General features: G+C 66.9%; 18 protein-coding genes. 13 read left to right on the top strand and 5 right to left on the bottom strand.

The window, feature by feature from the left end; all coding sequences use genetic code 11:
• The first annotated feature begins 56 nt into the window (after window positions 1-56).
• The 3 genes from A5787_RS22480 (at window position 57) to A5787_RS22470 (ending at window position 2,962) form a co-directional block, all read left to right on the top strand.
• Window positions 57-707, top strand: a complete 651-nt coding sequence (locus tag A5787_RS22480; RefSeq protein ID WP_066971111.1) for a nitroreductase family protein — start codon at window positions 57-59, stop codon at window positions 705-707.
• Between the two features lie 97 nt (window positions 708-804).
• Complete coding sequence (locus A5787_RS22475; RefSeq protein WP_066971109.1) at window positions 805-1,803, top strand: acyl-CoA dehydrogenase family protein; 999 nt, start codon at window positions 805-807, stop codon at window positions 1,801-1,803.
• On the top strand, window positions 1,787-2,962 hold the full coding sequence (locus A5787_RS22470; RefSeq protein WP_066971108.1) for an acyl-CoA dehydrogenase family protein: 1,176 nt from the start codon (window positions 1,787-1,789) through the stop codon (window positions 2,960-2,962). The genes A5787_RS22475 and A5787_RS22470 overlap by 17 nt, the downstream gene beginning before the upstream one ends.
• 14 nt (window positions 2,963-2,976) lie before the next feature.
• Here the strand turns inward: A5787_RS22470 and A5787_RS22465 are convergent, their stop codons facing one another.
• From A5787_RS22465 to A5787_RS22445, 5 genes are all read right to left on the bottom strand, one after another.
• Complete coding sequence (locus A5787_RS22465; RefSeq protein ID WP_066971106.1) at window positions 2,977-4,416, bottom strand: alpha/beta hydrolase family protein; 1,440 nt, start codon at window positions 4,414-4,416, stop codon at window positions 2,977-2,979.
• 191 nt (window positions 4,417-4,607) lie between these two features.
• The gene (locus A5787_RS22460) at window positions 4,608-5,978 is read right to left on the bottom strand and encodes a cytochrome P450 (protein WP_066971104.1); all 1,371 of its coding nucleotides are present in this window, start codon (window positions 5,976-5,978) and stop codon (window positions 4,608-4,610) included.
• Window positions 5,979-5,992: 14 nt separating this feature from the next.
• Window positions 5,993-6,193, bottom strand: coding sequence for a ferredoxin (locus A5787_RS22455; protein WP_066971102.1), 201 nt, complete (start codon window positions 6,191-6,193; stop codon window positions 5,993-5,995).
• Between the two features lie 27 nt (window positions 6,194-6,220).
• Window positions 6,221-7,096, bottom strand: a complete 876-nt coding sequence (locus A5787_RS22450) for a mycofactocin-coupled SDR family oxidoreductase (RefSeq protein ID WP_066971100.1) — start codon at window positions 7,094-7,096, stop codon at window positions 6,221-6,223.
• A gap of 23 nt (window positions 7,097-7,119) precedes the next feature.
• Entirely contained in the window at window positions 7,120-7,821 is a 702-nt protein-coding gene (locus tag A5787_RS22445; protein WP_066971099.1) for an SDR family NAD(P)-dependent oxidoreductase, read from the bottom strand.
• 305 nt (window positions 7,822-8,126) lie between these two features.
• Here A5787_RS22445 and A5787_RS22440 point away from each other — a divergent pair, with 305 nt between their 5' ends.
• The 10 genes from A5787_RS22440 (at window position 8,127) to A5787_RS22395 (ending at window position 20,869) form a co-directional block, all read left to right on the top strand.
• Window positions 8,127-9,665, top strand: a complete 1,539-nt coding sequence (locus A5787_RS22440; RefSeq protein WP_066971097.1) for an aldehyde dehydrogenase family protein — start codon at window positions 8,127-8,129, stop codon at window positions 9,663-9,665.
• Window positions 9,662-10,867, top strand: coding sequence for a CaiB/BaiF CoA-transferase family protein (locus tag A5787_RS22435; RefSeq protein ID WP_066971094.1), 1,206 nt, complete (start codon window positions 9,662-9,664; stop codon window positions 10,865-10,867). Before A5787_RS22440 ends, A5787_RS22435 begins: the two co-directional genes overlap by 4 nt.
• 363 nt (window positions 10,868-11,230) lie before the next feature.
• Entirely contained in the window at window positions 11,231-12,046 is an 816-nt protein-coding gene (locus tag A5787_RS22430) for an ABC transporter permease (protein ID WP_066971092.1), read from the top strand.
• Window positions 12,047-12,068: 22 nt separating this feature from the next.
• Window positions 12,069-12,914, top strand: coding sequence for an ABC transporter permease (locus A5787_RS22425; protein WP_066971237.1), 846 nt, complete (start codon window positions 12,069-12,071; stop codon window positions 12,912-12,914).
• 19 nt (window positions 12,915-12,933) lie between these two features.
• Entirely contained in the window at window positions 12,934-14,211 is a 1,278-nt protein-coding gene (locus A5787_RS22420; protein WP_066971090.1) for an MCE family protein, read from the top strand.
• On the top strand, window positions 14,208-15,248 hold the full coding sequence (locus A5787_RS22415) for an MCE family protein (RefSeq protein WP_066971088.1): 1,041 nt from the start codon (window positions 14,208-14,210) through the stop codon (window positions 15,246-15,248). The genes A5787_RS22420 and A5787_RS22415 overlap by 4 nt, the downstream gene beginning before the upstream one ends.
• On the top strand, window positions 15,241-16,323 hold the full coding sequence (locus A5787_RS22410) for an MCE family protein (protein WP_066971086.1): 1,083 nt from the start codon (window positions 15,241-15,243) through the stop codon (window positions 16,321-16,323). Before A5787_RS22415 ends, A5787_RS22410 begins: the two co-directional genes overlap by 8 nt.
• Window positions 16,320-17,774: an MCE family protein gene (locus tag A5787_RS22405; protein ID WP_066971084.1), complete on the top strand. Its 1,455-nt coding sequence runs from the start codon at window positions 16,320-16,322 to the stop codon at window positions 17,772-17,774. The genes A5787_RS22410 and A5787_RS22405 overlap by 4 nt, the downstream gene beginning before the upstream one ends.
• Window positions 17,771-19,204, top strand: a complete 1,434-nt coding sequence (locus A5787_RS22400; RefSeq protein WP_082977386.1) for an MCE family protein — start codon at window positions 17,771-17,773, stop codon at window positions 19,202-19,204. The genes A5787_RS22405 and A5787_RS22400 overlap by 4 nt, the downstream gene beginning before the upstream one ends.
• On the top strand, window positions 19,205-20,869 hold the full coding sequence (locus tag A5787_RS22395) for an MCE family protein (protein ID WP_066971082.1): 1,665 nt from the start codon (window positions 19,205-19,207) through the stop codon (window positions 20,867-20,869).

Raw genomic sequence — 20,869 nt, 5'->3', positions numbered from 1 at the left:
GGGCGCTCTCCTGATATGACCTTCGTATAGCAGCACGGAGCCGCAGGGGAGAAGAGATGACCGGAGCAACCAGTGACGTCTGGCAGGTGATGTCGACCGCCCGCACGATCCGGCGGTTCACCGACGACCCGGTCGACGACGCGACCCTGGCGCGCTGCCTCGAAGCGGCTCGGTGGGCTCCCTCGGGCGCCAACGCGCAGGGCTGGCGGTTCGTGGTGCTGCGGTCACCCGAGCAGCGGGCCGTGGTGGCCAAGGCGGCGGCCCACGCCCTGGAGGTGATCGAGCCCGTCTACGGGATGAGCCGGCCCGCCGACGGCGACAGCAGCCGCCGGGCCCGCACCTACCGCGCGACCTACGAATTGCACGATCGTGCGGGCGAGTTCACTTCCGTGTTGTTCGCGCAGCAGCACTACCCCACGGCGTCCGAGCTGCTGCTGGGCGGGTCGATCTTTCCCGCGATGCAGAACTTCCTGCTGGCCGCGCGCGCCCAGGGCCTGGGGGCGTGCCTCACGAGCTGGGCTTCGTACGGAGGCGAGCAGCTGTTGCGCGAAGCCATCGGCATCCCCGACGGCTGGTTGGTCGCGGGCCACGTGGTGGTGGGGTGGCCCAAGGGCAACCACGGGTCGCTGCGCCGCCGCCCGCTTGCCGAGTTCGTCAACCTCGACCGCTGGGGCGAGCCGGCCGACGAGCTGATGGCCACCACCTAGCGCTTTCGGGTACCCGTTAGTCGCTTTTCGAGATTACCGCTTCCATGTTGGAGAATGTTATTCTCGCGACGGCGGCGACGACAGGAGGGCGGCCCGGATGCTGTTGGAGTTCGATGCCGATCAGCGGCTGTGGCAGAAGACCGTTCGCGACGTCGTCGCCAAGCAGTGCCCGCCGTCGCTGGTGCGCAGCGTGGCCGAGGACGGCGTCGACCCGAGCCCATTGTGGAAGTCGTATGTCGACCAGGGTTGGACCGAGCTGAACGATCCGGCCGGCGCGGTGGAGTTGGCCATCGTGCTCGAGGAGTTGGGGCACGCGACCGACCCCACCCCCTTCCTGGCGACCATGAGCCAGTACGCCCCGCTGGCCGCGGATCGGTTCGACCCGCACGAGGCCGGCACCGCCGTGTACGGCGGGGTCTGTGCGCACCGGGACGCCGACGGCTGGGTGCTGGACGGCACGGCACGCCACGTCCTCGACGGGGACCGGGTCGACCGGCTGGCCGTGGTGACCGACGCCGGGGTGTTCGTCGTCGCGGCCAACCAGGTGTCCGCCCGCCGCTCGGCGGTGTTCGACCCGGTCCTTCATGTCGCCGACCTGTCGTTCGGCGAAGTCCGGGTGCCCGACAGCGCCCGGCTCACCGTCGACGCCGAGCGCGCGCACCACGTCGCATTGACGGGCATGGCAATCACGATGGTCGGGGCCTGCCAACGCATCCTCGACATGGTCCTCGACCACGTCCGCAACCGGCAGCAATTCGGTGTGCCGATCGGCTCCTTCCAGGCCGTCCAGCACAAGGCCGCCGACATGCACGTCGCGGTCGAACGAGCCCGGGCGCTGGCCTACTTCGCCGCGCTGACGATCGCGGCCGACGACCCCCGGCGCCGGCTCGCCGCCGCCATGGCCAAGGCGTCGGCGGGGGAGTGCCAGTCACTCGTGTTCCGGCACGGCTTACAGCTTTTCGGCGCGATGGGATTCACCTGGGAGAACGACCTGCAGTTCGCGCTCAAGCGCGCCAAGTCGGGCGAGCTCATGCTCGGCGGCGCCGCAGAACACCGGGCGCGAATCGCCGAGGAGTACCGTGCAGCTGACTTTTGATGCCGACGTCGAGGCGTTCCGGGCGGAGTTCGCGGCATTCCTCGACGAAAACCTGCCTGACGCAAGCGAAACCCTGGAGCGCCCCCGGTCGGTCTCCCACATGCCGCAGTGGGCGCGCGACTGGCAGCGCCTGCTGTTCGACAACGGCTGGCTGCTGCCGAGTCAGCCACCGGAATTCGGTGGCCGCAACGCGTCGGTCATTCAGCAGTTTGTCTATCTCGAGGAGCTCAGCCGCCGCCGGATCTACCACAGCTTCAACCCGCAGGGCGTGAACATCGTTGGGGCCTCGCTGTTGTCGTTCGGCAGCGACGAACAGAAGCGGCGCTGGGCGGTGCCGATCCTGAGGGCCGAGATCACCGCCTCACTCGGGATGAGCGAACCGAGCGCGGGCTCGGATCTGGCGTCGCTGCGCACCCGCGCGGTGCGCGATGGCGATCACTTCGTCGTGAACGGCCAGAAGGTGTGGACCTCCGGGGCACACGACGCCGACGTCTTGTTGACCTTCGTGCGGACGAACCCGGATGCGCCGAAGCACAAGGGAATCAGCGCGCTGATCATCCCCACCGACAGCCCGGGTCTGGTGCGCCGGCCGTTCCCGTCGATCTGCGGTGCCGACGATCTCGACTTCAACGAGGTGTTCTTCACCGATGTGCGGGTACCGGCGGAGAACCTGGTCGGCGAGCTCGATCAGGGCTGGCGCGTGGCCAACGGGTCGCTGGGGCACGAACGCACGATGATGTGGCTGGGTTTCGCCGATCGCCTGGACAACATGATCGACGACTTCCGTCCCAGCACCGATGTCGAGCGCGACCAGTACGCCAGCACCATCATGGACAAGCAGGCGCTGCGCCTGCTGGGTTCGGTGGCCCTGGCCCGTGCCGCGCGCGGCGAAGACGACGTGGCGGCGATCTCGGTGCTCAAGCTGCTCGGGTCCGAGGCCGAGCTGCGTGGCATGGAGCTTGCGCTGACGTCGGCGGGCTCCGACGGGCTCGTTCACCCGGGCTTGACCGGACCGTATGCGCACATGAACCTGGACCACTACTTCGCCAGCTGGTTCGAGCGTTACGCCCGAAGCTTTTCGGGGACGATCGCCGGCGGCACCTCGGAGATTCAGCGCAACATCATCGCGCAGCGAGTGCTCGGCCTACCGCGCGGCTGACGCCGTGCGGCGTGCTAGCGCTGTCCGTGAGCAACCGCCTCCGTGTGATGTGGGTGCGTGGGCGCAGACTCCGTGCCCGGCAATGCGATCCGGGGCACGCCCGGGGTGCCCAGCCGGCCGGCCAGCCATGGCAGTGCGGTGCTGAAGACCGTCCCCGCGGTCGGCCAGTCGTGCTTTCCGGGGTGGGCAACCACCGCGCAGTCGATGCCGCTCGCCCGGCCGAGCGCACACAGCGAACCGGCGGCCGCGGCCTGGTTTCCCGGGTCGGCGGCGGCACCGCGCCCGGCGAGGGCCATGGCGGCGCTGTCGACGGTCGTGACATCGCGGCTGGGTGTCGGCGAACCACCCGACGAGATCGCGAACCAACCGGACACTCCGGTGTAGCGGCCGTGGCGGTTGATCACCGTCGTCGGGTCGAACGCCGCCCACGCGTCAGCGTTGCCGCCGAACAGGCTCGCGATGGTTTGCGCCTTGGTTCCCGTGTTGGGGGTCAAGTCGCCTTCGATGTCGACGAACGCGCTGAACAGGTTGGGGTGCATGACGGTCAGGTCCACGGCGCAGGTCCCCCCCATCGACCAGCCCACCACGCCCCAGCGGGAGGGGTCGGGGCTGACCCCGAAATTCGAGACAAGGTAGGGCACAACGTCTTTCGTCAGATGGTCGGCCGCGTTGCCGCGGCTTCCGTTGACGCATTCGGTGTCGTTGTCGAACGCCCCGCCGGCGTCCACGAACACCAGCACCGGCGCGTTGCCGCCGTGCGCGGCGGCGAAGGCGTCGGCGGTTTCCACCGCGTTGCCGGCCCGCACCCAGTCGGCGGGCGAACTGAGCATGCCACCGATCATCATCACCGTGGGCAGTTGCGGCGGCGGGTAGCTCGCGAACCATGCGGGCGGCAGGTACACGAGTTCCTCGCGGTGCTTGAAATGCGATGCGTCGGAGGGGATCTGCACCGGCACCAGGCTGCCGTGGGCCGGCTTGCTGCCCTTCGCCGCCATCGAGACGACGGTGGCTTTGTCGGTCTGGTCGGGCAGCGGGCGCGAGGTCAGCTGGTTCCAGGCGCTCTGCACCGTCTGGAAGTACCCGACCCATTGGTTGAGCACCAGCAGCGAGCACAGCAGGCACAGCGGCACCGCCACGATCGACAGTCCCCGCCGCCACCAACGCACGCCCCGCCAGCCCAGGATCAGCACGGCCGTGGCCATGCCGACCAACGCGATCCACACGTACAGTTCGCGCGGCGCCGGGCCGGTGTTCAGACCGGAGGTGGCGACGGACCAGTGTGCCCCGGCCGCCGTCACGCCTCCCACGACGGCGGTCAAGGGCAGCCACAACAGGCGCCAGCGGCGTGATCGCCACCCGACCGCCAGCGCCAGCGCGACGACGGCGACGACCTCGACCGTCAGCGGCACCCAGCCGTGGATCAGCGAGATGTGGTTACTCAGCGGCAGCTGCATCGTGGTTCCTCCTCCCAGCGGCGGGCGAGCCTGTGGGAAAAGGATCAAATGCGGGCCTCTACGAAGCCTCCAAGGATTCTTGGAGCCCCGGCCACAGCAGGCTGGCGACGCGGGTGACCGGCGAGCAGACGCAGAATCGCATGATAGCTGGCCGTTTAGTGCGATTCTGTGTCTGCTGGCGAGGCAAGTCGTCAGTCGATGACGGCAGCTTCTTTGCGCTCGGTGATCGGCCTGGCCAGTTCTTGCTCGTCGCAGGCGCGTTGCAGTTTGTCGAGCGTCTCGTCGAGGCCGGCTCCGACGCGGCGGCCGGGCGTGAAGGTGGCGGGCAGCTTGCGCATCCCCTGGATGACGCCGATGGTCTCGTAGTGGACGGTGCCCTCGGGGTCACACCGGTAGTCGGGCATCCGGTCGAGAACGGCCGTGAGCATGGACTTGAACACGGTGCGCGCCACGTTTGATCCGGCGCAGCGGTGTAGGCCGAGCCCAAAGCTGAAGTGCCGGTTGCCTTTGCGGTCGAGGACGATCTCGTCCGGATCGTGAAATACCGCAGGGTCGCGGTTGGCCATCGCCCACGAAATCCAGAGCCGCTCACCCTCTTTGAACTTGATGCCGTCGAGCTCGACGTCGTCGGAGAAAGTCCTGCCATCACCCGGCGCCGGGGTGAAGTAGCGGAGAAACTCTTCGGTGGCGGGGTCGAGCAGCGTTTCGCGTTGCGCGCTGAGCAGTTCCCGATGGCCGGGGTTCTCCGAAAGCCATTCCAGCGAATGGGCGGTCAGCGCCGTGGTGGTGTCGAAACCGCCGCCGATGATCAATCCGAGATTTCCGATGATTTCCAGATCGGGCGCGGGCTCACCGTCGATCCGCATTTCGAGCAGGGCATTGACCAGGCCGGGCCGCGGGTTGTTGCGGATCTCGATCATGTTGTTGATCAGGTCGATCCCCATCTGCCGGTGCATCTCGGTGACCCGTTGGATGTCCGGGGAGTGTTCCGGGGTGTACACCGCGGCATGTGTTGGCTCGCTGTACATCTGCCAGTTCTTCAGCGGGATGCCCATCATCGCCAGCGTCAGCACGGCCGGCACGATGTTGGCCAGGTCGTCGACGAAGTCGATGCGGCCTTCCTCGATCTTCTCGTCCAGGCAGGCGCGCGTCACGTCGTCGATGAACGGCTCCCAGCGCTTGACCGCGGCCGGCGACAGGTAGGGGTTGAGTACGGAGCGGTAGGTTTTGTGTTCGGGGTTGTCCATCTCCAGGATGCCGCCCCGGATACCGTTGATGCGGCTGGCTGTCGGGATCGAAATGCCCTTGTAGCCACGGCGTTCGTTGTTGACGTCGTGATCGTTGGAGACCGCCGGGCAACGGGCGAGCTCGAAGACCTCGTGGCTGCCGGCCGCCACCCAGTGCCCGCCATACGTGTCGCTCCAGGCCATCGGGCACCGGGCCTGCATCTCCTCGGTGATGTCCTTGAACTTCGAGCGGTACTCCGCGGAGTGCCGATCGAAGTGATACCGGTTCCGCTTACGGTCGCTGTCGCTGTCGCTGACGACGTCGTCGACGCTCAAGACACTGTCTCCCTTTACGTTTCATCCGTGATGATGATGGCCTGCTCCGGGCAGGAGTGGGCGGCTTCGCGGACCCGGTCCTCCTTGTCGGCCGGCACCACCTCGTCGATCGCCGACGAACTGCCGTCGATGTCGCTGAGCTGGAAGGAATCCGGAGCGATCATCGAGCAGAGGGTGTGGCCCTGGCAGCGTTCCGGATCAACCCAGACCTTCACGGTGTCTCCTTTGAAATTTTCTGTGGCTCACTTGTCGTGGTCGTACCACTTGAGGTAGCCGCCGGCGTCGACGCGCAGTTGCACGCCCGTCACGTACCTGGCCTCCTCGGAGGCCAACCACAAGACGGCATTACTGATGTCCTCGGGTTCGATATAGGGGATCTTCATCGCCTGCTGCACGCCGAAAACCGGCTCGGCGTCGGCCCGCGTCGGGTGTTCGAGGTCCGGCCGGAAGGAGCGGTACATCGGTTCGCTTTGCAGCATGGGGGTGTTCGTGTTGGTCGGATGGATGACGTTGGCGCGGATCCCCAGGGGGGCGAGCTCGGTCGCCAAGTCGTGGACGTAGTGCGACAGCGCCCGCTTGGAGTGGATGTAGGCCATGCCGCCCGGGTCGTTGCCGGGGTTGTCCTTCTTGGCGGTGTCCATCAGGGCGGCGGTGGATCCGGTGGCGATGATCGAGGCGCCCGCACGCAAGTGCGGCAGCGCGACCTGGATGGCGTTGATGGTGCCGATCAGGTTGGTGTTGATGACGTCGCACCACGCCTGCAGCGGCGGCTGGCCCTTCATGCCGGCGACACCGGCTTGCGCGACGACGATGTCGAGGCCCCCCAACTGGGCGACCCCGTCGTCGAGCGCGGCGCGTAGTTGTCCGGCGTCGCGGACGTCGGCGCGGGCGATGACGACGGCTTGGCCGGTTTTCTCGATGAGCCGGGCGGTTTCGTCGAGGTCCTCCGGGGCGGCCATGGCGTAACCGATGGTGTCGATGTCACGGCACAGGTCGACGGCGATGATGTCGGCGCCTTCCTCGGCCAGTCGCACGGCGTGACTGCGGCCCTGGCCGCGCGCCGCGCCGGTGACGAAGGCGACCTTGCCCTTGACGCATCCTGGTGCGCCGTCTGCCACAGTCTCTCCTCGGGTGTCGATGCTCAGGTGTTGCGGCCGCCGTTGACGCCCAATATCTGGCCGGTGATGTAGCCGGCCTCCTCGGAAATCAGGAAGGCACACGCCGCCGCGATGTCTTCAGGCTTGCCCATCCGGCGCACCGGGGTCCGGGCGATGGTCTCCTCGATGTCGCCGAGGAACCCGTGTTGTTCGGCGGCACGCAACATCGGGGTGTCGATGAATCCCGGCGGCACGGCGTTCACGGTGATGCCGCTGGGCCCGTATTCGAGCGCCAGCGATTTGGTCAGCCCGTTGACCGCGGACTTGGCCGCCACGTAGTGGCTCATGTAGGGAGCACCCGAGTGGGTGCTCGACGACGAGATGTTGACGATCCGCCCCCACCCGGCCTCGACCATGTCGGGCAGCACCGCCTGAATCGTGTGGAAGACGCCGTTGAGATTGACGTCGATGACGCGCCGCCAGTCCTCGAAGGTGATGTTGGCGAAGCGCTTGAAGCCATCGAGGCCCGCCGCGTTGACCAGAACGGTCACCGGCCCGAGGTGGGCGCGGATCGCGGCCAGCGCCGCATCCACCTGCGATCGATCGGTGACGTCGGCGGTGAAAGCCAATTCGGCTTCCGACGGTGTGAGGTCGATCGTGGCGACATCAAGACCGTCGGCGCGCAGGCGCTGCGCGACTGCTTGACCGATGCCGGAGCCGCCACCGGTGACAACCGCGGTCTTCACGTTCCCGACACCCAGCTAGCCCCGACTCCACATGCGGCAGTTTCAGTCACAAAGAATCTCCCTTGCAATTATGAGAACCTTACTCTCGGCGCGGAGCGCCGTGCAACACGGGTCTAAAACCACATTCGGCCTGCAGCGAGACGCGCGCCGCCTCGACAACTGAGCAATAACGCCGCTGGTTGGCGGCCCTGGTCCATTCCTGAGAGTTTCTTGAATTATCGAGACCCGAATGTAAGATTCGCCGGAGACGAGAATCAAATTATCGTGACCGTCACCACATACGTCGGATGCATAGGGAAGTAGGGATGCCAGTGCAGGACACGGCTGACACCGCCTTGGGGACCTCCTCAGTGACCACCGCGGATGCCGCGCCCGAGTCACCGGCCGACCGCCGGCTGTTGATCGACGGCCGGCTCGTGACCTCCGACCAGACATTTCCCTCGATCAACCCCGCCAGTGGTGCCGTCGTCGGGCACGCTCCGGACGCCGGCGTCGAGCAGGCCGAAGCGGCGATCGCGGCGGCCCGCCGTGCCTTCGACAGCACAAGCTGGTCGACCGACGTCGCGTTGCGGGCGCGCTGCCTCGACCAGTTGCACCGGGCGCTGGTCGACCACGCCGAGGAGCTTCGTGAGTTGACCATCGCCGAGGTCGGCGCCACCCGGGCGCTCACCCAGGGCGCTCAACTCGATGACCCCATCAAGATCGTGCGTTTCTACGCGGACCTGCTCCTCGCCTATCAGTTCTCAGAAGACCTCGGCGAGGTCGAGTCGCGGGGGATGCGGCACCACCGTTGGGTGGAGAAGGAAGCCGCGGGCGTGGTGGGGGCGATCATCGCCTACAACTATCCGAACCAGCTCGCGCTGGCCAAGCTGGCCCCGGCGCTGGCCGCCGGATGCGCCGTGGTGCTCAAAGGCGCGCCGGACACCCCGCTCATCACGCTGGCCCTCGGCGAGTTGATCGCCAACCACACCGACATCCCACCGGGTGTGGTGAACGTACTCACCTCGTCGGACGCCGCCGTCGGCGTCGCGCTGACCACCAGCCCCGACGTCGACGTGGTGACCTTCACGGGATCGACCGCGGTCGGCCGCCGGATCATGGCCGCCGCCAGCGAGACCGTGAAACGCGTCTTCCTGGAGTTGGGCGGCAAGTCGGCGGTGATCATGCTCGACGACGCCGACTTTGCCAGCGCCGCCATGTTCGCCGCCTTCAGCATGGTGACGCACGCGGGCCAGGGGTGCGCGCTCACATCCCGGCTGCTGGTGCCCAAGTCGCACCACGACGAGATCGTGGAGCTGATCGCGCAGAACTTCGCCAAGGTGCGCCACGGCGACCCGGCCGATCCGAAGACGTTCATGGGGCCGCTGATCAACGAGAGCCAGCGCGACAAGGTTGACGGCATGGTGCAGCGCGCCGTCGCCGCGGGGGCAACCCTGGTGACCGGCGGCAAACGGGTGGATCCCGGCTACTTCTATGCGCCCACCTTGCTCACCAACGTCGATCCCGACAGCGAGATCGCCCAGGACGAGGTCTTCGGGCCGGTTCTGGTCGTCATCGGATTCGACGATGACGACGACGCGGTGCGCATCGCCAACAACTCCATCTACGGGCTGGCCGGCGCGGTGTTCAGCCGCGACCAGGACCGTGCGCTGGCGGTCGCGCGCCGGATCCGGGCCGGATCGTTTTCCGTCAACGGCGGCAACTACTTCGGGGCCGACAGCCCGTTCGGGGGCTTCAAGCAGTCCGGCGTCGGCCGCGAGATGGGCGTCGCCGGGCTCGAGGAATTCCTGGAGCGCAAGACGATCGCCGTCCCAGCCGTTCCAGCCGCGGGGGCCCGAGCATGAGGCCGCTGGAAGGCATCCGCGTCCTGGAAGTCGCCATGTACGGGTTCGTCCCGTCGGCGGGTGCGGTGCTGGCCGAATGGGGCGCCGACGTGGTCAAGGTCGAGCACGCCGTGACCGGCGACCCGCAGCGCGGACTGCGGCAGACCGGCATGTTGCGCGTCGAAGGCGACCCGAATCCCAACATCGAACACGCCAATCGGGGCAAGCGCAGCATCGGGCTGGACATGTCGGTGCCCGAGGGCAAGGAGGTGCTCTACGAGCTGGCCCGCCGGTCCGATGTCTTCCTGACCAGTTTTCTGCCCGGCGCCCGGCAGAAGTTCGGCATCGACGTCGATGACATTCGCGCGGTCAACCCGACGATCATCTACGCGCGCGGCAGCGCGCTCGGCCCGCGCGGCGAGGAGGCGACCAAGGGCGGCTACGACATGACCGCATTCTGGTGCCGGGCCGGAACCGCGGCCACCATCACTCCCGCCGGGATGCCCGGCATGATCGCGCCGCCCGGACCGGCCTACGGCGACACCATCTCCGGCACGAACCTCGCCGGCGGCATCGCCGCGGCGTTGCTCAAGCGCGAACGCACGGGCGAACCGTCGGTCGTCGATGTGTCGCTGCTCGGTAGCGGCCTGTGGTCGATGGGGCATACGGTCGCGCTGACAAAGCATCTGGGCCAGCGGATGGAGGCACCGCCGCCGGGTGTGCATGGCGCGCCGAACAATCCGCTGGTGGGGCTCTACACCACCTCCGACGGCCGTTACATCTCCTTCGTGATGATGCAGCCGACCAAGTTCTGGGCGGACGTGTGCCGGCACGTCGACGTGCCCGAGCTGGCCGACGATCCGCGCTTCGCCACCGTCGAGACGATCGCCGCCAACACCCCGGATGCCGTCGAGATCTTGACCAAGGTGATCGCAACCCGCACTCTTGCCGAGTGGAGCGAGCGCTTTGCCACGCTTGCCGGGCCTTGGGCCCCCGTGCAGGACACCTTGCAGGCGGTCGACGACGCGCAGATCCGGGCGAACGAGTACCTGGTTCACGCAGGCGAACTCGACCTGGTCGCCAACCCGGTCCAGTTCGATGTCACGGCGCCGCACACCGGGCCGGCGCCCGGATTCGCCGAGCAGACCGACGAGATCCTGTTGGAGATCGGACTCGATTGGGACCGCATCATCGAACTCAAGACGGCCGGGGCCGTGACGTAAGTGCGACAGGGACCGGAGCTTTATCAAATGTTTGAGCCGAACGGCGCTTTTCACCCCGGCGGGCCGCCCGATAACGGTTTTAAATTTTCCATTCCACCAGGACGCGGCATGAGTCATAATCGCCGGACGCTTCAAGACGTGGGGCCGCTCGTTTTGGAGCGCCAACTCACGCGACAGAACGGAGGTCTGGCGTGAGGATGGTAGCGGTTGCCACACCGGAGGCGGACGCCGGAAGGTGGCTGCCCGCTACGCATTTCGCCGCCGGCGGCAGGTGTTCATGGCTGCCGCTTCAGCCGAATTTACAGCAGTCGACGACGAGGAACAAGACGGCCCGTCTCGAAAAGTTGGAAGGGCGTCGGTTCGATGGCGACTAAGCGAGCCGGCCCGGAGCGCTGGACCGGCGGCATCTCACTCGGCCGGGGCTCCAAGCCCATGGAGGCGGTCGGCGGCTTGTTCGCCATGTCGGCGGACGCGATCAAGTTCTGTTTTCGCCGCCCCTTTCAGTGGCGGGAGTTCTTGGAGCAGTCATGGTTCATCTCACGGGTCGCGCTCGCGCCGACGTTGCTGGTGGCCATCCCGTTCACGGTCCTGGTCAGCTTCACGCTCAACATCCTGTTGCGCGAACTGGGTGCCGCGGATTTGTCCGGGGCCGGTGCTGCTTTTGGGGCGGTGACCCAGGTCGGCCCGATCGTGACTGTGCTGATCGTGGCCGGCGCGGGCTCCACGGCGATGTGTGCGGACCTGGGTTCGCGGACGATCCGCGAGGAGATCGACGCGATGGAGGTGCTGGGCATCAACCCGGTGCAGCGACTGGTGACGCCCCGCATGCTGGCCGCGGGCCTGGTGGCCCTGCTGCTCAACAGCCTGGTGGTCATCATCGGCATCGTGGGCGGCTACGTCTTCTCGGTGTTCGTCCAAGATGTCAATCCGGGGGCGTTCGCCGCGGGGATCACGCTGCTTACCGGCGTGCCCGAGGTGGTCATTTCGTGCGTCAAGGCAGCGCTTTTCGGCCTGATCGCCGGATTGGTCGCGTGCTACCGGGGGTTGACGGTTTCCGGCGGCGCCAAGGCCGTCGGCAACGCCGTCAACGAGACGGTGGTGTACGCGTTCATGTCGCTGTTCGTCGTGAATGTGGTTGTCACCGCCATCGGCATCCGAATGTCGACCAAGGGCCACTGAGGAGGTGTAGGGACAAACCGTGATCACGCTACGCGCCACCTATCCGCGCCTGACGCGACAACTCGACAAGCCGGTCGCCACCCTGAGCCGAATCGGCGATCACACTCTGTTCTACGGGCAGGCGCTGGCCGGGGTTCCTTTCGCGGTCCGTCATTACCGGCGGGAAGTCATCCGCCTCATCGCCGAAATCAGCATGGGCGCGGGAACTTTGGCCATGATCGGCGGCACGCTGGTCATCGTCGGTTTCTTGACGCTGGCCGCGGGCGGCACGCTGGCGGTGCAGGGCTACAGCTCGCTGGGCAACATCGGCATCGAGGCGCTGACCGGGTTCTTGGCGGCCTTCATCAACGTTCGCATCGCGGCGCCGATCGTCGCGGGAATCGGTTTGGCTGCGACCTTCGGCGCCGGCGTGACCGCGCAGCTGGGCGCCATGCGGATCAACGAAGAGATCGACGCGCTGGAATCGATGGCCATCCGCCCGGTTTCGTATCTGGTCAGCACCAGGATCGCCGCCGGGATGATCGCGATCACGCCGCTGTATTCCATCGCCGTCATCCTGTCGTTCTTCGCCAGCCAGTTCACGACCGTGGTTTTGTTCGGCCAATCGGGTGGGCTGTATCAGCACTACTTCTCGACGTTCCTCAACCCGATCGACTTGTTGTGGTCGTTTTTGCAAGCGGTTCTGATGGCGATCACGATCTTGTTGATCCACACGTATTTCGGCTACTTTGCTTCGGGCGGACCGGCCGGCGTTGGCGTGGCGACCGGCAACGCGGTGCGAACCTCGTTGATCGTGGTCGTGTCGGTGACGCTGCTCGTCTCGCTGTCCATCTACGGCACCAACGGCAACTTCAACCTGTCGGGCTAGGGAGGGTGGTGAATGGACAGTGACGCGTAACCTCGGGCCGGGCCCCATCCATCGTTCCGAAACCACCAGTGCCGCGCGACCTGTCGCCGCGTCACCCGGGCGCCATTTCGGCGTGCAGTCCTACGCGCGGCCCCTGGCGGGGCTGGTGACCATCGTCCTGATCGGCCTTGTCTTCTTCCTCGCGGTCGGCCTCTTCCAGGGCTCCTTCACAACGAGCGTGCCCGTCACCGTCGTCTCGCCGCGCGCCGGCCTGGTGATGAACCCGGACGCGAAGGTGAAGATGCGCGGTGTCGAGGTGGGCAAGGTCGCCTCGATCGATGTGCGTCCGAACGGCGAAGCCGTCCTGCACCTTGCGATGCAACCGTCGCAGATGCATCTGATTCCGGCCAATGTGCTCGTCGATATCGCGTCGACGACGGTGTTCGGCGCCAAGTTCGTTGAGCTGGTACCGCCGGCCGAGCCGTCGGCGCAGCCGCTGCGCGCGGGCCAGGTCCTCGAGGGCAAACACGTCACCGTCGAAATCAACACCGTATTTCAGCAACTCACGTCGCTGTTGTCGACGATCGATCCGGCCAAGCTCAACGAGACCCTCGGCGCGATAGCGTCGGCGGTCAACGGCCGCGGCCACAAGATCGGCCAGATGCTGCGCGATCTGGATTCCTTTTTGGCCACCCAGGAGCCCAGCCTTCCGGCGCTGAGTCATGACCTCGAGGCCCTGCCCGCGGTGAGCGACGCCTACGCCGACGCGGCGCCGCACCTGCTCGCCACGGCCGACAACGCCGTCCGGATCAGCAAGTCGATCGTCGACGAGCAACAGAACCTGGATGCGTTCCTGATCAGCTCGATCGGCTTGGCGGACATGGGCAATGACGTGGTGGGCGGCAACCGGCAGGCGCTGACCGATGTCCTGCACCTGCTGGCGCCGACCACCGATCTGCTGAACCAGTACCACCAGGCGCTGTACTGCGGCATCGCCGGTTCATTGGGGAACCTGCACGCGCCGGACCTGCCCGAGCCGATGGTCAAGGTAACCGTCGTGCTCGGCCTCGGCGCCGAGCGTTACCGCTACCCGTCCAACCTGCCCAAGGTTGCGGCGACCGGCGGGCCGCAGTGCCTGAATCTTCCGGTGGTGCCCTTCGACGTTGCGCCGCCGTTCCTGGTGACCGACAACGGCTCCAATCCCACGCAGTACGGCAACCAGCAACTGTTGTGGAACTCCGATGCGCTCAAGCAGCTGCTGTACGGGCCGATCGACGGGCCCCCTCGCAACACCATGCAAATTGGAATGCCCGGATGACGGGCTCGCGCGGGACGATTCTCAAGTTCGGGGCGTTCGCCACCGTGATGGTTCTGCTGACCGTGTTCTTGTTCTTCATCTTCGGGCAGTACACCACCGGTTCGACGAACGGCTACTCGGCTCTCTTCACCGACGTGTCGCGGCTCAAGCCCGGACAGACGGTGCGGGTGGCCGGGATTCGGGTGGGCACGGTCAACAGCGTCAGCCTGCGCGCCGACAAGAAGGTAGTGGTGACGTTCGACGCGGATCGCAGCGTGGTGCTCACCACCGGCACCCGCGCCCAGGTTCGCTACCTCAACCTGGTCGGTGATCGCTACCTCGAGCTCGTCGACGGCCCCGGATCCACCAAGGTGCTGCCGGCCGGGACGCAGATCCCGATCGATCGCACCGCGCCGGCCCTCGACATCGATCTGCTGCTGGGTGGACTGAAACCCGTTACCCAGGGCCTTAATCCGCAAGACGTCAACGCGCTCAGCGCAGCGCTCATTCAGGTCTTCCAGGGCGAGGGCGGCACCCTGCAGTCGCTGTTGTCGAAGTCGTCGTCGTTTTCCAACACGTTGGCCGACAACAACCAAACGGTGCAGGAGCTGATCGACAACCTCAATACCGTGGTGGCCACCGTCGACAAGGACGGCACCAAATTCTCCGGGGCCATCGACCGCCTGGAGAAACTGGTCAGTGGATTCGACCAGGACCGTGACACCATCGGGACGGCGATCACCGCCCTGGACAACGGGACCGCCTCGATCGCGGATCTGCTCACTCGCGCCCGCCCGCCGCTGGCCGCGACGGTGGACCAAACGAGTCGGCTGGCGCCGCTGCTGGACAAGGACAAGAACCTCCTCGACACCTCGCTGCAGAAGTTGCCGCACAACTACCGCAAACTGCTCAGGCTGGGTTCGTACGGCGCCTGGTTCCCCTACTACCTGTGCGGACTGGCGCTTAGGGTGTCCGATCTGCAGTACCGCACCGTGGAAGTGGGCATCAAGCACCAGACCACCGGGCGTTGCGCGGAACCGAAGGATCCCGATGAATAAGTACCGCGGAGCGGGCCTCATCAAGGCCGGATTCATCGGCGCCGTCCTGATCGCGCTGCTCATCGCCGTCGGGCTGAACCCCGATCAGCTGGTGCAGCGGGCCACCACGGTCCGCTACCAGGCGCTGTTCGCCGATGCCGGCGGCCTCGCGCTGGGCAACGACGTGACGATATCGGGAATCAAGGTCGGCAGCGTGACGGGAATGTCGCTGCAGCACGGCGACGTGCTCGTCACGTTCACCGCCAAGGGCAATGTTCTGCTCGGTTCGGCCAGTACCGCACACATCAAGACCGGTTCGCTGTTGGGCCAACGGGTGCTCACTATCGACTCGGCGGGCACCGGCAATCTGCATCCGATGGCCGTCATCCCGGTGTCGCGCACCTCGTCGCCGTACTCGCTGTCCGAGGCCGTCAGCGATCTGACGACCGACCTGCAGGGGACCAACACCGAATCACTCAACCAGTCCCTCGACACGCTGTCGACGACCCTGAATCAGGTTGCGCCGCAACTGGGTCCCGCGTTCGACGGGATCAGCCGGCTTTCCCAGAGTCTCAACGCCCGCAACCAGACGCTCGGACAGCTGCTCAAGGGCGCCGCCGACGTCACCGGCGTCCTCGGGCAACGCAGCCAGCAGCTCAACACGCTGATCCTCAACGCCAACGATTTGTTGTCGATGCTGGTGGCGCGGCGGCAGGCGATCGTGCGGCTGCTGGCCAGCACGTCCGCGGTGGCCAGGCAGCTGTCCGGCGTGGTGCACGACAACGAGGCAAAGCTGGCGCCGTCGCTGGAGAAGCTGAACTCCGTGACGGCGGTCCTGGAAAAGAACCGCGACAATCTCTCCAAAGCCCTTCCGGGCCTGGCGAAGTACGAGCTGACGCAGGGGGAGACGGTTTCGAGCGGCTACTACTACAACCCGTTCATCCCCAACCTCTTCCAGCTGGAATTCTTCCAGTGGTTGTTCGACTACGCCTTCGGGTTCCGCGCCTACGGCGCCCCGGGTCAACCACCGGACACCGCTGGGCCGCGGGCGTTCTTCCCCTTCCCGTTCAACCAAGACCCGGGAGGGCGGCCATGACGGGGCTCAGGGCGATTCCGCGCAGCAAGCTCAAGGTGGGCCTGGCGATCCTGCTCGCGGGGCTTCTGGTTGTCGGCGCAGCGATCGCCATCCGTAACACCTTCTTTCGCCCGACGACGATCACCGCCTACTTCCCCACCGCCACCGCGATCTATCCCGGCGACGACGTGCGGGTGTCCGGCATGAAGGTCGGCACCATCGCGTCCATTCAGCCGCAGGGGACCCGGGCGAAGCTGGTGATGCACGTCGATCGCAACGTGCCCATCCCGTCCGACGCGAAAGCGGTGATCGTCGCGCAAAACCTGGTGGCGGCACGCTACGTGCAGCTCACCCCGGCCTACCGGACGAGTGGCCCCACCATGCACGACGGCGGGGTGATCCCGATCGAGCGGACAGCGGTGCCCGTCGAATGGGACGAGGTCAAGAACCAATTGATGCGTCTGGCAACGGAATTGGGTCCCAACAGCAAGGTATCCACCCCGTCGGTCGCGCGGTTCATCGACAGCGCGGCCGACGCGCTGGGCGGCGGCAATGGCGAGAAGCTGCGCCAGACGCTCGCTCAACTGTCCGGGGTTGCCCGGGTCTTCGCCGAGGGCAGCGGCAACATCGTGGACATCATCAAGAACCTGCAGTCTTTCATCGGGGCCCTGCGCGACAGCAACGTCCAGATCGTGCAATTCGACAACCGGCTGGCCACGCTGACCAGCGTGCTCGACGACAACAAGTCCGATTTGGACGCGGCGCTGACGGACCTGTCGAGCGCGGTCGGCGAGGTGCAGCGGTTCATCGCGGGCAGTCGTGATGCGACCTCCGAACAGGTCGCGCGGTTGGCCGACCTGACGCAGATACTCGTCGACCAAAAGATGGCGTTGAAAAACGTGCTGCACATCTCGCCGACCGCGCTGGCCAACGCCTACAACGCCTACGACCCGGACACCGGGAACATCCGCGGCGGGGTTGGCCTGCAGAACTTCACCAACCCGACGTACGCCTGGTGCGCAGGCATCGGCGCCATCGAGAACGTCACCGCCGTCGAGACCGGCAAGCTGTGCGGCCTGTATCTGAGCCCGGCGTTGAAGGTGTTCAACCCGAACTTCTTCGTCAACTTCAACTATCTCCCGATTCCGGTCAACCCGATCCTGGCCCCGTCGTTTGCCCCGCAAAACGTCATCTACAGCGAGGACCGGCTGAAGCCCGGCGGCGAGGGCCCCAGGCCCGGCCCGCCCTTGCTGCCGCCCGCCGTGTCCGCGTACACCGGGCTGCCGGGCGACCCCGTTGGACCGCCGGGTTCGGTCCCGTTGGGGCGGATACCGGGCGCGGCGATGCCGGAACCCCCGCCGGGTGAACCGCCGCCGGCCGCACCGCCGCCCGCCGCGCCGCCGGCCGCACCGGCGCCGGGCCCGGCCAACCTTCAGGACATGCTGCTCCCGGGTGAAGGAGCGCAACCATGACCGCCCGGATCGCGATACGGCGCCTGCTCGGCATCGGCTGCGCCGTCGTGCTCGCCGTGAGCGGATGCGCGTTCAACGGCCTGAACTCGCTGCCGCTGCCGGGTGCGGTGGGACGGGGTCCGGGTGCCACCACCTACCACGTGGAGCTCGCCAATGTCGTGACGATGGAACCGAATTCGCCGGTGATGATCGACGACGTCATCGTCGGGAGCATCAGCAAGATGACGGTGCGCGGGTGGCACGCCGACGTCGAAATCTCCGTGCGACCCGGCACGGTGATTCCCGCCAACGCGGTCGCGAGCGTCGGCCAGACCAGCCTGCTGGGATCGATGCACCTGGCACTGAATCCGCCGCTGGGCCAGCAGGGCACCGGGCGGCTGCAACCTGGCGCCACGATCCCGCTGAACCGGTCCACGACCTATCCGTCGACCGAACAGACGCTGTCGTCGCTGTCGGTGGTCCTCAACGCCGGCGGGCTGGGCCAGTTCGGGGACATCATCCACAACTTCAACGCCGCCCTGTCCGGAAACGAGGGAGCGGTTCGCGATCTCCTCGAGCGGCTCGACAGGTTCGTGGGCACACTCGATCAGCAGCGCGACAACCTCGTCGCGTCGATACGGGCGCTGAATCGCCTGTCCGGCACGTTCGCCGCCCAACGCGACGTGATCACCCAGGCGCTGTACAAGATTCCGCCCGCGCTGGACGTGCTCATCAAGGAGCGCCCGCGCATCACGACCGCGCTGAACAAGCTCGGGACGTTCAGCAACACCGCGACCCGGCTCGTCAACGACGCGGGCGACGACTTGGTGAGGAACCTGAAGAATCTCGCGCCGGCGCTTGGCGCGCTCGCCGACATCGGGCCGGATCTCGACGCCGCCATTGCGTACGCGCCGACGTTCCCGTGGACCCAGGGCATCATCGACCGGTACATCCGGGGCGACTATCTCAACGGGTATTTCATCATCGATTTGACGAACGCCGGGCTCCGCAAGGGCATCCTGCGCGGCACCCACTGGGAACGGATCGGCGCCGAAGCCGTACCCGGCCCCGCGGACCCCGAATACCTGCAATTCAAATACGGTGCGCCGCCCGGGGCGCCCGGCGGAGTTTCGGCGCCCGGGCCGGTGGGCGAACCGGCGCCGTTCGGGCCACCGCCGCCCTGGGGGCGGCCGCTGCCGGGACCGCCGCCGTCCGCGGCGCCGGCGCCGGTCAACCCGCAGTCGGGAGACACACCGCCGCCCGCGGCTCCGCCGCCGCCGGTGTCACCGCTGATCGCGGGCTTGACATGGCTCGGCCCTGATGCGCAGAAGGGGCCGTCGTCGCTGCCCGCAACGCCGCCATCCGGCGCCCCGGCGCCACCGGCCGACCTGGGTGCCCCGGTGCCGGGTGCGACGCCGACCCCAAGCCAGCCGACGGACGGGGGCTCGTAGATGCTGACCCGCTTCGTCCGCATCCAGTTGGCGATCTTCACGATCGTCGGGATCATCGGTGTGGTCGTGATGACGCTGTGGTACATCCAGGCGCCGACCCTGCTCGGCATCGGCAAGATGACGGTCACGTTGAAACTGCCCGCCACCGGTGGCCTGTACCGCTTCAGCAACGTGACCTACCGTGGGGTGCAGATCGGCAAGGTGACCTCGGTGGGGCTGACCCCCGACGGCGCGAGAGCCACTCTGTCCCTTGATACTTCGCCGAAGATCCCGGCGGACCTGAAGGCGGAGGTGCTGAGCATCTCCGCGGTGGGCGAGTACTACGTCGATCTGCGGCCCCGAAACGACTCGCCGCCGTACCTGCACGACGGCTCGGTGATCGCCATGAACGACGCGACGATCCCCCAGCCGATCGGCCCCGTGCTCGACCAGTCGACTGAATTGATCAACAGCATCCCCAAGGGCAAGCTCGGTCAATTGCTCGACGAGTCGTTCAGTGCATTCAACGGCGCCGGTTACGATTTCGGGTCGCTGTTCGACAGTTCGTCACGGCTCTCGGGTGACCTCAACGGCGTCGCCGACCGGACCCGGAGCCTGACCGAGGACACCGGGCCGTTCTTGGACGCGCAGGCCCAGACAGCCGATTCGATCCGAACGTGGGCGCGCAGCCTGGCCGGATTCAGTGGGCAGCTGGCGAAAGACGACCCGCAGTTCCGCACTCTGCTGCAGCAGGGGCCTGGAGCCTTGGACGAGGCGTCGCGGCTGCTCGACCAAATCAAACCGACGCTGCCGGTGCTGCTTGCGAACCTCACCACGATCGGACAGATCGGCGTGACCTATCACGCTTCCCTCGAACAGATCTTGGTGCTGCTGCCGCCGTTTACCGCGGCGATCCAGTCGTTCGTCGGCACGAAGTCGCCGACGGGGTTGGCCACGGGTGCATTCAACCTCATCATCAGTGACCCGCCCGCGTGCACGGTCGGCTTCCTGCCGCCGAGTCAGTGGCGTTCTGCGGCCGATACCCGCACCGTTGACACGCCGGATGGGTTGTACTGCAAGCTGCCGCAGGATTCACCGATCGCGGTGCGCGGCGCCCGCAACTATCCCTGCATGGGCCAACCCGGGAAACGTGCGCCGACCGTCGAAATCTGCGAGAGCGACAAGCCTTTCCAGCCGTTGGCGATGAGACAGCACGTCTTCGGCACCTACCCGCTGGACCCGAACCTCATCGCGCAGGGCATCCCGCCCGACGACCGGGTCAACTGGAACCGCGAACGGATCTTCGGGCCGGTGGAGGGGACACCGCTGCCACCGGGCGCGGTTCCGCGGGGAACGCCCCCGGGATCGGCGCTACCGCCGCCCGCGGCGCCGCTCAGCCCGTTGGCGCAAATGGGGGAGGTGTCACCCATCGCGCCGATCGATGTTCCTGCTTCCCCCGCCGGGTCACCGGCGCCCGCCGCGTCGCCGGCCGCGCCGCCCGCGGGGCCGTCGGCGGCGCCAAGTGCGTTCGGCCGCAGCGAGTCTCAGACAGGTCCGTCGGTGGCGATCGCCCAGTACAACCCGCGTACCGGCACCTACGTGACCCCGGACGGCCAGGTTTACCGCCAGTCGGACCTGGCCACTTCCAAGGCGCCGAAGACGTGGAAGGACATGTTCGCCACGTGA

It is taken from the genome of Mycobacterium sp. 852002-50816_SCH5313054-b (genome assembly GCF_001667185.1).
Classification (GTDB): domain Bacteria; phylum Actinomycetota; class Actinomycetes; order Mycobacteriales; family Mycobacteriaceae; genus Mycobacterium.
This window is presented reverse-complemented; position numbering and strand designations above follow the sequence as displayed.